This is a genomic window from Herbaspirillum sp. SJZ107, assembly GCF_006715485.1.
Taxonomy (GTDB): domain Bacteria; phylum Pseudomonadota; class Gammaproteobacteria; order Burkholderiales; family Burkholderiaceae_D; genus Telluria.
Map to the genome: position 1 here is coordinate 217,472 of NZ_VFNH01000005.1, position 12,287 is coordinate 229,758.

Below are 12,287 nucleotides of genomic sequence, written 5' to 3' on the forward strand. Positions count from 1 at the left end.
TCAGCGCAGTTTGAGAGTGGACAGGCCGATCAGTACCAGCACCATGGTGATGATCCAGAAACGCACCACGACCTTGGTTTCCTTCCACCCCTTCTGTTCGAAGTGGTGGTGCAGCGGCGCCATCAGGAACACGCGGCGGCCGGTGCCGTAGCGCTTCTTGGTGTATTTGAACCAGCTCACCTGGATGATCACCGACAGCGTCTCGGCCACGAACACGCCACCCATGATAAACAGGACGATTTCCTGGCGCACGATCACGGCGATGGTGCCGAGCGCGCCGCCCAGCGCCAGCGCGCCGACGTCGCCCATGAACATCTGGGCCGGGTGCGCGTTAAACCACAGGAAAGCCAGGCCGGCGCCGGCCATCGCGCCGCAGAAGATCAGCAGTTCGCCGGCACCCGGGATGTGCGGGATGAACAGGTAGCGCGAATAGGTCGCGTTACCGGTCAGGTAGGCGAACAGGCCGAGCGCGGCACCGACCATGATGGTGGGCATGATGGCCAGGCCATCCAGGCCGTCGGTGAAGTTGACGGCGTTGGACGAACCGACGATCACGCAATAGGTCAGCGCGATGAAGCCCCACACGCCGAGCGGATAGCTGATGGTCTTGAAGAAGGGAACGATCAGGTCGGACTTGGGCGGCAGCGACATCGAGAAGCCGGACTGCACCCAGGCCAGGAACAGCTGCCAGACTTCCCACGGCGTCTTGGCCGACACCGAGAACGCCAGGTACAGCGACGAGGCGATACCGATCAGCGACATCCAGAAGTATTTTTCGCCCGAGCGCATGCCTTCCGGGTCTTTGTAGACCACCTTGCGGTAGTCGTCGACCCAGCCGATGGCGCCGAAACCGAGCGTGACCACCAGCACCGGCCAGATCAGGCGGTTCGACAGGTCGCACCACAGCAGCGTCGAGAAGCCGATCGCGATCAGTACCAGCACGCCGCCCATGGTCGGGGTGCCGTGCTTGGCCAGGTGGGTCTGCGGGCCGTAGGTGCGCACTGCCTGGCCGACCTTCAGCGCGGTCAGCTTGGCGATCACCGCCGGGCCGCAGCCGAGGCCGATGGCGATCGCGGTAATGGTCGCGAACACCGCCCGGAAGGTGATGTAGTTAAAGATACGCATCGGACCGACATAGTCCTGGAAATATTGTGCGAGCCAGAGAAGCATGGTGTTAGTGGGCGTCCTTGCCGAGGTTGTGTGGGGTGATCAGGTGTTGGACCACGCGCTCCATCTTCATGAAACGCGAGCCCTTCACCAACACAGTTGCGTCGGATTTGCTGCCCAGTTGCTTGTCCAGTGCTGCCAATAAATCGTCGAACTGCTCGTAGTGTTGCGCTCCCGATCCGGTCATGTGACGCGCAAGGTCACCGGTCGCGAGCACGGTGTCGATGCCGCGCTGCGCGGCATAGGCACCGATTTCTTCATGAAATTCAGGTCCCTGGGTCCCGACTTCGCCCATGTCGCCCAGCACCAGGATGCGCGGGGATGGCGCTTGCGCCAGCACGTCGATGGCGGCGCGCACGGAGTCGGGGTTGGCATTGTAGCTGTCGTCGATCACGACCGCGCCGTTGGCCGCCTGCTTGCGCTGCAGGCGGCCGTTGACCGGCGCAAAGGCTTCCAGGCCGCGCACGATGGCCTCGACCGGGATGCCGGCGGCCAGCGCGCAGGCGCAGGCGGCCAGGGCGTTGCGGACGTTGTGGGTGCCGGCGGCGGCCAGCTTGATCGCGAAGGCTTGGTCGCCGTGGACGATGGCCAGGTCGCTGCCGAAGCTGTTCGCCGTGTACGTGGCCGACACATCGCAGTCATCGCTCAAGCCGAAAGTGAGCACCTGACGGTCCCCAGCCAGCTCGCGCCACAGCGCGGTGTACTCGTCATCGCCCGGGAATACGGCCACGCCATCGGCCGGCAAGGCGGCCAGCACCGAACCGTTCTCGCGCGCCACCGCTTCCACCGTGTGCATGAACTCCTGGTGCTCGCGCTGGGCATTGTTCACCAGCGCCACGGTCGGCGCGGCGATCGCCGCCAGGCGCGCGATTTCGCCCGGATGGTTCATGCCCAGTTCGACCACCGCGGCGTGGTGCATGCCGGTCAGGCGCATCACGGTCAGCGGCACGCCGATCTCGTTGTTCAGGTTGCCCTGGGTGGCCAGGCGCGCATCGACGCCGAAGGCGGCAGCCAGGATAGCCGCGATCATTTCCTTGACCGTGGTCTTGCCGTTGCTGCCGGTGACGCCGATGAGCGGGATGTCGAACTGGCGGCGCCATCCGTTGCCGATGCGGCCCAGGGCCACCAGCGTGTCCGGCACCACCAGGGCCGGCAGCGGGAAACCGGCCGGCAGTGTTTCCACGACCACCGCAGCCACGCCGCGGCCCGCGACCTGGTCGAGGAAATCGTGGGCGTCGAAGGTCTCGCCGCGCAACGCGACGAACAGCGCGCCGGGTGCTGCCTGGCGGCTGTCGGTCGAGACGCTGTCGAAGGAAGCGTCGCGGGTCATCTGCGCGCCATCGATCGATGCAGTCAGTTGTGCGAGCGAGCCGCGCATATCAATTCGTCCTCATCATCGTGAGCCGCGCGGTGAGGGCCAGCGCGGCATGGTCGGCATCGGAAAACGGATTCTTCCGGCCTTTGATTTCCTGGTAGGGCTCATGCCCCTTCCCGGCCAGCAGGATCACGTCCGCCTTGGCCGCATGCTTCACCGCCGACAGGATGGCGGCGGCGCGGTCTTCGATCGCCTGCCACGGCGCGCCCTGCGGGTCCATGCCGGCCTCGACCTGCGCGATGATCGCGCGCGGCTCTTCCGAGCGCGGGTTGTCGCTGGTGACCACCACCTGGTCGGCCATCTGGGCGATGCGGCCCATCTGCGGACGCTTGCCCGGATCGCGGTCGCCGCCGCAGCCGAACACGCACCACAAATGGCCGCCGCGTTCCTGGGCCACCTGGCGCAGCGCGACCAGGGTCTTTTCCAGCGCGTCCGGCGTGTGGGCGTAATCGATCACCACCAGCGGCGCATCCTGGCCGCCGACCTGCTGCATGCGGCCCGGGGCCGGCACCAGCGTTTCGATGGCGTCGACCGCGGCGCGCAGGCTGACGCCCTTGGCCAGCAGCGTGCCCAGCACCGCCAGCGCATTGCTGACGTTGAAGTGGCCGACCAGGCGCGTGCGCGCCAGCGCAGACTCTGCGCCCGACTGCACCTGGAACTCGACCCCGGCCGCGCGGCTGCGCAGGTTGGCGGCGCGCAGCATCTGCACGCCGTCCAGCGCCGCCAACTCGGCTTCCGCGCGCAGCGTGTAGCCGGTCACCGCCACGGCGGGGAAACCGGTGCGCAGGTGCCGGACGATACGAACGCCGGCCGGGTCGTCCAGGTTGACAACCGCGGTCTTCAAACCCGGCCACTCGAACAGCTTCAGCTTGGCCGCTTCGTAGCTGTCCATGTCGCCGTGATAATCGAGGTGGTCGCGCGTCAGGTTGGTGAATACGGCGACGTCGAAGTGCATGCCGGCGGTACGGTTCTCGACCAGGCCGATCGACGACACCTCGATTGCCAGCGCGCCGGCGCCGGCCTGCTTCAGCTTGGCCAGCTCGCCGGCCAGCAGCACCGCGTCCGGCGTGGTGTAGCCAGTGACGTCGAATTCCGGCTCGGCGCGGCCCTGCTTGTCCTGTTTTACCAGGCCCACGCCCAGGGTGCCGATCACGGCCGCCGTTTCATTCAGGCTGGCCAGCGCCTGCGCGGTCCACAGCGCGCACGAGGTCTTGCCGTTGGTGCCGGTGACGCCGACCGTGAACATGGCGGCGTCGGGCTGGCCGTAATACGCATGCGCGATCGGGCCGGCGCCGGCTTTCAGGTCGGCCACCGCCAGGTGCGGCAGCGTCAAGTCGGCCGGCCAGGCGAAATCGCGTTCTTCGTATACCACCGCCGCCGCGCCGTTCTCGATGGCGGAGGCGATGAACTTGCGGCCGTCGGCCGCTTCGCCCGGATAGGCGAAGAACACGTCGCCGCGGCGCACCCGGCGCGAATCGGAAGTGAGGCGGGCGCCGGGCGCGGCGGCGCGCATCCAGTCGCAGATGGCGTTCAGGTCATGGGCCATCAATTACTCTCCTCGAGTGGATGCTCGGGAATGATGATGTCGGTGACGGTCGAATCCGGCGGTACGTTGGCGGCGCGCAGCGCATTGGCCGCCAGCGCGGCGAAGGTCGGTGCGGCGACGGCGCCGCCGGTGTGGAGCGGACCGCTCGCATCGTCGATCATCACCGCGATCACGAAGCGCGGATTCGACATCGGCACCATGCCGGCGAAGTTGCCGACATAGTGGGTCTGCGAGTAGCGGCCGTCGATGACCTTTTGCGCGGTACCGGTCTTGCCGCCGGCGCGGTAGCCGGCGATCTGGGCCATGGAGGCGGTGCCGCCCGGACCGACCACCGATTCCACCATGGTGCGCATCTGCGCCGCGGTCTTCGGCGAAATGATCTGCTGGCCGACCGGCTTTTCCTGCACTTTCTGGAACGACAGCGGGATGATGTCGCCTTCGCGCGCGAAGATCAGCCAGGCGTGCGCCAGCTGCAGCAGCGACATCGAGATACCCTGGCCGAAGGACATGTTGGCCTTGGCCACGATCGGCCACGATTTGTACGGACGCACGCGGCCGGCCGTCGCACCCGGGAAGCCGTAGCGCGGCGCCTGGCCGAAGCCGACCTTGGTGAACATCTCCCACATCTCCTGGGACGACAGCATCTCCGAGATCTTGGTGGTGCCGATGTTCGACGACTTCTGGATGATGGTGCTGACGTCGATCACGCCGTGCGGGTGGGTGTCGCGGATGATGTGGCCGCCGGTCGAATAGCGGCCGTTGCCGGTGTCGAACAGCGTGCCCGGCTTGATCAGGCCCTTGTCCAGCGCCAGCGCCACGGTGAAGGGCTTGAGCGTCGAACCCGGCTCGAAGGCGTCGGTAATGACGCGGTTGCGCAGCTGCTCGCCGGTCAGGTGGGCACGGTTGTTCGGGTTGTAGGTCGGCCAGTTGGCCAGCGCCAGCACCTCGCCGGTGTGGACGTCGATCACCACGGCGGCGCCGGCCTTGGCGTGGAACTTCTCGACCGCGTCCTTGACGCTGTTGAAGGCGATGTACTGCAGCTTGCTGTCGACCGACAGGGTCAGGTCGCGGCCGTCGTGCGGCTCGCGCTGCATGCCGACGTCCTCGACGATGCGGCCCAAACGGTCCTTGATCACGCGGCGGCTGCCCGGCTGGCCGGCCAGCGCCTTCTGCTGCGCCAGTTCCATCGCTTCCTGGCCCATGTCCTCGACGTTGGTGAAGCCGACCATGTGCGCCATCACTTCGCCCTGCGGGTAGAAGCGCTTGTATTCCTTGCGGGTGTCGATGCCGTCGATGTCGAGCTTCTCGATCCTGGCGACGACGTCCATCTCGACCTGGCGTTTCAGGTAGACGTAGCTGCGGCTGGAGCTGAGCTTTTTCAGCAGCTCGGCTTCGGGCATCTCGAGCAGGCGCGCCAGTTCGCGCAGCTTTTCCGGCGGCGTGCCCTTGATGTCTTCGGTGAAGGCCGAGACCGACTTCACCGGCAGCGACGACGCCAGCACCAGGCCGTTGCGGTCGAAGATCTTGCCGCGCGTGGCCGGCAGTTCCTCGGTGCGCATGTAGCGGCTGGCGCCCTTCTTCTGCAGGAACTGGTTGTCCATCGCCTGCACCCACAGGGCGCGGCCGGCCAGCGCGGCGAAGGCCGCGAACAGCACGAACAGGACGACGCGCGAGCGCCAGTCCGGCAGGCGCACCGCCAGCACCGGGCTCTTGGAAAATGCGACGCCCTTGCCGGCGGCGACGCGGGATCCGTTGACGCCGGCTTTCATTTGACGCCTTCCGTCAGGTATTGGGTACGTGCGGGACTCAGGGGAGCCATGTTCAATTCGGTGCGCGCGATCTGTTCGATGCGCTCGTTCTTGCCGAGGGTGGATTGGTCGAGCTGGAGCTGGGCCCAGTCGATGTCGAGCTGGCGCTGCTGGGACGCCAGCTTCTCGATGTCGTTGACCAGGTGGTTACGCTGGTAGCGGGCGTTGACGACCGACAGCGCGCAGCCGACCAGCAGCGTGGTCAGCACGACGTTCAGCTTGCCGCTCATCGCGCGCCCCCGCTGGCGCCCAGGCGTTCGGCCACGCGCAGCACCGCCGAGCGGGCACGCGGGTTGGCCTCGACCTCGGGGCCGGAGGGCTTGGTCTTGGTGACCAGTTTCATAAAGGGCTGCGGCAGGTCGACGGCGCGGATCGGCAGCCGGCGGTCCGGCTGCTCGACGTTCGCCTTCGACGCCAGGAACTGCTTGACCATGCGGTCTTCCAGCGAGTGGAAGCTGATGACCGACATGCGCGCCCCGGGCGCCAGCAGTTCGTAGGCGGCGTTCAGACCTGCTTCAAGGTCCTCAAGCTCTTTATTGACGAAAATCCGGACAGCCTGAAAGGTGCGGGTTGCCGGGTCCTTGCCCTTCTCCCGGGTTTTGACCGCGTTTGCCACGATTGCGGCAAGCTGTCGTGTGCTTGAAATTGGCTCGACTGCCCGGCGAGCAACAATCGCCTTTGCAATCTGAAAAGCAAACCGTTCTTCCCCATAATCCCGAATCACCTTTTCCAGTTGTCGTTCATCCACCCCGGCCAGCCATTCGGCGGCCGAGATGCCCCGTGTCGTATCCATCCGCATGTCCAGAGGACCGTCGTTGCGGAAGCTGAACCCGCGGCTCGCATCGTCGACCTGGGGCGAGGAGATGCCGAGGTCGAGCAGGATGCCGTCGACCTGGGCCACACCGCGTGCCGCCAGCGCCTCGCGCATCGTCGCGAAGCTGTCGTGCACGATCGCAAAGCGCGGATCGCTTATCTGTTCCGCCGTGGCGATCGCCTGCGGATCCTTGTCGAAAGCGATCAAGCGCCCTTGCGGCGCCAGCTTCGACAGGATCAGCCGGCTGTGACCACCGCGGCCGAACGTACCATCTATATACGTACCTGCAGCACGCTCTCCGCTCAGTTCGAGCGCATCGACTGCTTCATCGAGCAGCACCGTTTTGTGCTGCAATGCATGTTGCAATCCGGGCACCGGCATCGAATTCATACGGCGCCTTATTAAAAGGAGAAATTGGAAAGGACATCGGGCATGCCACCGGCAACGGCGTCGGCCTCGTTTTCGGCCAGTTTGGCAGCATCCCAGATCTCGAAATGGGTCCCCATCCCGAGCATCATGACCTCTTTCTCCAGTCCTACCGCAGTGCGCAATTCGGGCGAAATGAGTACCCGGCCACTGCCATCCATCTCGACATCGCAAGCGTTACCGAGGAAAATGCGCTGCCATGCCCGTGCCGACATCGGCCAGGCGGCAATTTGTTCGCGATGTTCTTCCCACACAGGGCGCGGAAAGAACAGCAAGCAACCATGCGGGTGTTTCGTGAGCGTCATACGGCCTTCGCACTGCTGGATCAAGGCGTCCCTATGCTTGGCCGGGATGGACATCCGACCCTTGGCATCGAGATTGATCGCTGACGCGCCCTGAAACACGTATTTACCTAGTTTTGGAGAGTTATCAGTCTGATTATTTTTTAGGGGGCGGAAGACCGGTCGATCTCCCACAAAACTGCACTTTTTGCCACCGTTTCCCACTTTAAGTGAAGCGTTGTCCGTGGTCAAGCGAATTCACGCTTGGAAAACTCGGAAATTGCCAATGAAACCAATGACTTAGCGCACTTACTTGAGACTGGCTCATGTAAAAATGTTGAGCAAAATTAGGTACTTAGGTAATTAAGTGCATGTGCCACCTCATCTACACACATGGGTTTCATGGTTGATTACGCGCAAGCATCTACCGTTGGTTAGCCAGTTTTGCCGTGACAGACCTGTAGCGCACTGTACGGTCGAAAATTGCGGATCGATGCGCTGCGGGTTAGGATGAAACTGTGCCGGCAGAAGAATGCCTCTTCCCGGCATGTGCAAGCAAGCACGCACCAACCCGCAGGAGAACACCGTGAGCATTGCTCTGGCCCGGACCCGCCCCGTCTACGACCTTCACGAGGTCCAGGATGCGCTCGAACGCAACCGCGGCCGCTCGCCCGAGCTCGACGTTTTCTACGAACGCATGCTCGAGACCGGCGCCGAACGCTTCGTCACCACCCCCTCTTCCATCGACGCCCTCGATCCGCTGTTCGAGGAATGCCCGAACTTCGACGAAGTGCTGGACGACCTCGCACGCTACCTGCGCCTGGCCTATGCCGGCAACAAGGCCTTCGGCGGCGCCGGCGTGATGCCGATCCTGCTGCTGGGCGGCCCCGGCGTCGGCAAGACCCATTTCGCCAAGCGCCTGGCGCGCGCCATGCAAACCGATTGCGAACTGATCAGCATGAACGCGCTGTCGGCCGGCTTCGTCATCACCGGCAGCTCGGCCAGCTGGCGCGGCGCCAAGTGCGGCAAGGTGGCCGAGCGCCTGGTGCGCGGCGAGTACGCCAACCCGGTGATCGTGCTCGACGAAGTCGAAAAGGCCAGCGGCTCCACCCAATCCGATCCGCTGGCCGCGCTGTACCAGCTGCTCGAACCCGAGACCGCCTGCGCCTTCCGCGACGAATTCATCGATGTCGACATCGACGCCTCGCAGATCTTCTGGGTGCTGACCGCGAACTCGGTCGAAGGGATTCCGCATCCGCTGCTGAACCGCATGGCCATCTATGAAGTGCCGGCTCCCACGCCGGAACAGGCGGCCGCGATCGCGCAGCGCATGTATACAGGCTTGCTGGGGGAATTGAACCTGGCGGCCTTCGATCCGCGCTTGGGCGATGTGGTGCTGGACAGGCTGGCGGGGGTGTCGCCGCGCGATCTGCGCAAGACTTTACTGGATGCGCTGGGCTATGCGGTGGCTGCCGGGCGCGGGCACGTGACGGCGGCCGACGTGCGGATCAAGGCGACGCCGGGCAAGGGGCGGATCGGGTTTTAAGAGGGCGCGCTGCTAATCCGAGGTCGATCCGATGCAAATGCCTCTTTCGTAATCCCCTGCCGCTCAACTCATCAGCGGAGACGCATCATGTTCGGCACCAGCCATCCCCAGCCCCCGCATCGCAAGGAAGTCGCGATGCAGATCGTGCAGCAGCAGCGCAAGTCCTTCGCCTCCACCGAACTGACGGTCGACATGCCGGACGCCAGCCGCGTTGCGCCGCCGCCGGACGATCTGCCGATCCGCTTCAGCGTCGCCTACACCCTGGGAGAGTATCTGAGCATGGTGCGCGAGCACACCGGCTTCCTGCTGCGCCATGCCGTGCCGGAAGTACGCCGCCGCCGCGTGCTGGTGCCGCTGGCATTGGGGACGGCGGCCTGCGTGCTGGCGCTGGCCGCCCTGCTGGCCGGCGCATCCGGCTGGATGAGCGGGCTGCTGCTGGCGGCCGCGGCACTGGCCTTCGGCAGCCTGCCCGGCACCGTCGGTTTCTGGGTCGTGCTGCTGGCCACGCCCTTTTTCCTGCTGAAAAAGCGGCGCATGCAGGTGTGCGATTTCACGATCGACCGGGCGGCCATCGCGCGCAGCTCGAAAGCCGGGGAATTCCGGCGCGGCTGGAATGAGGTCAAAGGCGTACGCAGCTACAGCCGCGGCTACCTGGTGCTGTTCGAGCGCGGCGCGGTGCCGATTCGGTTCCGCTGCCTGGACGGCGTCCAGCTGGAGCGGCTGCGCGCGTTTGCGCTGGGCCGCTCCGCCGCGGACGGCATCACTCTTCCAGCTTGACGTCCTCGCTCTTGGCATCCTTCATCGCTTCCGGCTCCAGCAGCTCGGCTTCCTTGTTGAAGCGGATGAACACACCCCAGCCGGCCAGCAGCAGGCCGGCCGAGACCAGCACCGCCGCGGCGTGCGGCAGCAGCTCCGGCTCTTCGTGCAGGGCCTTGAAGATGCCGACCAGGCCTTCGATCGACAGCGCCACCACGACCACGACCATGAAGCGCGACAGGTAGCGGCGTACCCGCGTCGGCGCGCTGATGTGGGCGTCCCGCACCACCTCTTCCTCGGTGATGGTCTGGGCGATCTGCAGGGAGACCACGGCGATGGCCAGCAGGCCGATCGCTTCGATGGCCTGCTCGGCGCCCTCTGACGGATCAACGCCGACGCCTTGCCAGCCGGTGTGGATGCCGAGCCAGGTGAGCAGGATCGAGATCAGGACGAACAGCACGGCAAGCAAACCGTGTGCGAATGCAAAAAAACCCTTCAGCAGTTTCAAAGGCAGCTCCAATCCAACGTGCAATATTGTCAATATTGACGATTGTGCCCGATTCTCGCCATGGATAGCCGCACGGCTGAACGGTAGGTGCTTCTTAGTGCTGTTCCGGCACCGCCCACGCGCGCGCATGCGCCACGGCGCGCGCCCAGCGTGCCATCAGTTCCTGGCGCCGCGCAGCCGGCATGCGCGGCTCAAAGAGGCGCTCGGCCCGCCACTGCGCGGCGATTTCCGCGCCCGATGCCCAGAACCCGACCGCCAGCCCGGCCAGGTAGGCCGCGCCCAGCGCCGTGGTCTCGGTCACCTGCGGCCGCACCACCGGCACGCCGAGCAGGTCGGCCTGGAACTGCATCAAGAGGTCGTTGCGGGCGGCGCCGCCGTCGGCACGCACTTCGTGCACGGCGCACTCGGCATCCTTCTGCATCGCCGCCAGCAGTTCGGCGCTCTGGTAGGCGATGGCCTCGACCGCGGCGCGCGCGATGTGGGCGGCGCTGGTCCCGCGCGTCATGCCGACGATGGTGCCGCGCGCGTAGGCATCCCAGTGCGGCGCGCCGAGGCCCGTAAAGGCCGGCACCAGCATCACCCCGCCGCTGTCGGGCACGGACAGGGCCAGCGCTTCGACGTCGGCGGACTGCTTGATGATGCCGAGGCCGTCGCGCAGCCACTGGACAGTGGCGCCGCCCATGAACACGCTGCCTTCGAGCAGGTAATCTGTTTGCCGGCCGAGGTTCCAGCCAACGGTGGCCAGCAGGCGGTTGTGCGAGCGCGGCGGCGCGTCGCCGGCATGCATCAGCATGAAACAGCCGGTGCCGTAGGTATTCTTGACCATGCCGCGCCGGTGGCAGGCCTGGCCGAAGGTGGCGGCCTGCTGGTCGCCGGCGATCCCCGCGATCGGGATCGGGCCGCCGAACCAGGCGGCGTCGGTGACGCCGACCTCGCCGCTGCTGGCCACGACTTCGGGCAGCATCGAGGCCGGGATGCCGAACAGGTCGAGCAGTTCGTCGTCCCAGCGCAGGCTGTTGATATTGAAGAGCATGGTGCGGGCGGCGTTGCCGGCGTCGGTGACGTGGCGCCCGCACAGTTTATAAGCGAGCCAGCTGTCGACGGTGCCGAAGGCGAGTTCGCCGCGCTCGGCGCGCACGCGGGCGCCGGGCACGTTGGTGAGCAGCCATTCGAGCTTGGTCGCGGAAAAATAAGCGTCGAGTTCGAGGCCTGTCTTGCGCTGGATGAGGGTGGCATGGCCGGCGGCGCGCAACGCGTCGCAGCGTTCGGCGGTGCGGCGGTCCTGCCAGACGATGGCGTGACACAGCGGCTCGCCGCTGCGGCGGTCCCACACCACCGTCGTTTCGCGCTGGTTGGCGATGCCGATGGCGGCGACCTCGCCGGCATCGGTGCCGCTCTGCTGCAGCACTTCGCGCGCGCAGGCGAGCTGGGTGTTCCAGATGTCGAGCGGATCGTGCTCGACCCAGCCGGGCTGGGGGAAATGCTGGGGATATTCCTGCTGGGCGAGCGCGACGACCTGGCCCTGGCGGTCGAACAGGATGGCACGCGAGCTGGTGGTGCCCTGGTCGAGGGCAAGGATGTAAAGGCTCATCATCGTCTCCGACCGCTATGAATTATGTGTAAAGCAGGCCGATAGGCCGGATTCTGTGTAGTGGTCTCCCTTGCGGGACGCCCCTATGACAGCCATTCCTCTAGGCGCCGAATTACTCCGGCGCTCAAGCTTCCTACCCGCACGCTCCGCGAGCAACCTCAACGCGTGCCTATTTGGAATTGCTCCAGGTGGAGGTTACCGCGTTTCACCGTAACTGAATACGCTCGTCTCTGTGGCCCTATTCCTCGCCTTATACCGGGCTTGCGCCCGGCTTTCGGCGGACGGCCGTTAACCGTCACCCTGCTCTATGGAGTCCGGACCTTCCTCCCGCCCACGACCTTGCGGCGTGGACCAGCGGCTGTCTGGCCTGCTTCACGGGCAGTATTGTAACCGATCACCGCTGCAAACTTAAGCAACATCAAACCGGGGTCGGCGCGCGGTGGTGAGCTTTGCTGCCATTTCTGACATT

11 protein-coding genes and 1 other RNA gene are annotated in these 12,287 nt (G+C 65.6%); 2 read left to right on the forward strand and 10 right to left on the reverse strand.

Annotation, left to right across the window (positions count from 1 at the left end):
- Genes mraY through mraZ form a run of 7 tightly spaced genes read right to left on the reverse strand, consistent with a single transcriptional unit; the run spans window position 1 to window position 7,540 of the window.
- A complete protein-coding gene (gene mraY, locus FBX97_RS26640) occupies window positions 1-1,170 on the reverse strand; it encodes a phospho-N-acetylmuramoyl-pentapeptide-transferase (RefSeq protein WP_141838481.1) in 1,170 nt (389 codons plus the stop codon).
- Window positions 1,171-1,174: 4 nt separating this feature from the next.
- Window positions 1,175-2,545, reverse strand: a complete 1,371-nt coding sequence (gene murF, locus FBX97_RS26645) for a UDP-N-acetylmuramoyl-tripeptide--D-alanyl-D-alanine ligase (protein WP_141838483.1) — start codon at window positions 2,543-2,545, stop codon at window positions 1,175-1,177.
- A 1-nt stretch (window position 2,546) separates the two neighbouring features.
- A complete protein-coding gene (locus FBX97_RS26650; protein WP_141838485.1) occupies window positions 2,547-4,088 on the reverse strand; it encodes a UDP-N-acetylmuramoyl-L-alanyl-D-glutamate--2,6-diaminopimelate ligase in 1,542 nt (513 codons plus the stop codon).
- Window positions 4,088-5,857, reverse strand: a complete 1,770-nt coding sequence (locus FBX97_RS26655) for a penicillin-binding protein 2 (RefSeq protein ID WP_141838487.1) — start codon at window positions 5,855-5,857, stop codon at window positions 4,088-4,090. Before FBX97_RS26655 ends, FBX97_RS26650 begins: the two co-directional genes overlap by 1 nt.
- Complete coding sequence (gene ftsL / locus FBX97_RS26660) at window positions 5,854-6,126, reverse strand: cell division protein FtsL (protein WP_141838489.1); 273 nt, start codon at window positions 6,124-6,126, stop codon at window positions 5,854-5,856. Before ftsL ends, FBX97_RS26655 begins: the two co-directional genes overlap by 4 nt.
- A complete protein-coding gene (gene rsmH / locus FBX97_RS26665; RefSeq protein WP_141838491.1) occupies window positions 6,123-7,100 on the reverse strand; it encodes a 16S rRNA (cytosine(1402)-N(4))-methyltransferase RsmH in 978 nt (325 codons plus the stop codon). The genes ftsL and rsmH overlap by 4 nt, the downstream gene beginning before the upstream one ends.
- 11 nt (window positions 7,101-7,111) lie before the next feature.
- Window positions 7,112-7,540 carry a division/cell wall cluster transcriptional repressor MraZ gene (gene mraZ / locus FBX97_RS26670; protein WP_141838977.1) on the reverse strand — a complete coding sequence of 143 codons (429 nt, stop codon included), beginning with the start codon at window positions 7,538-7,540 and terminating at the stop codon, window positions 7,112-7,114.
- 463 nt (window positions 7,541-8,003) lie between these two features.
- Here mraZ and FBX97_RS26675 point away from each other — a divergent pair, with 463 nt between their 5' ends.
- Entirely contained in the window at window positions 8,004-8,963 is a 960-nt protein-coding gene (locus tag FBX97_RS26675) for an AAA family ATPase (RefSeq protein ID WP_185748768.1), read from the forward strand.
- An 87-nt stretch (window positions 8,964-9,050) separates the two neighbouring features.
- Entirely contained in the window at window positions 9,051-9,740 is a 690-nt protein-coding gene (locus FBX97_RS26680) for a YcxB family protein (protein ID WP_141838495.1), read from the forward strand.
- Here FBX97_RS26680 and FBX97_RS26685 read toward each other — a convergent pair.
- The 3 genes from FBX97_RS26685 to rnpB form a co-directional block, all read right to left on the reverse strand.
- Window positions 9,724-10,227: a hypothetical protein gene (locus FBX97_RS26685; protein WP_141838497.1), complete on the reverse strand. Its 504-nt coding sequence runs from the start codon at window positions 10,225-10,227 to the stop codon at window positions 9,724-9,726. The two genes, FBX97_RS26680 and FBX97_RS26685, sit on opposite strands and share 17 nt — an antisense overlap.
- 94 nt (window positions 10,228-10,321) lie before the next feature.
- Window positions 10,322-11,818, reverse strand: a complete 1,497-nt coding sequence (gene glpK, locus FBX97_RS26690; protein WP_141838499.1) for a glycerol kinase GlpK — start codon at window positions 11,816-11,818, stop codon at window positions 10,322-10,324.
- A gap of 26 nt (window positions 11,819-11,844) precedes the next feature.
- Window positions 11,845-12,192, reverse strand: an RNA gene (gene rnpB / locus FBX97_RS26695) — RNase P RNA component class A.
- Between the last annotated feature and the right edge of the window lie 95 nt (window positions 12,193-12,287).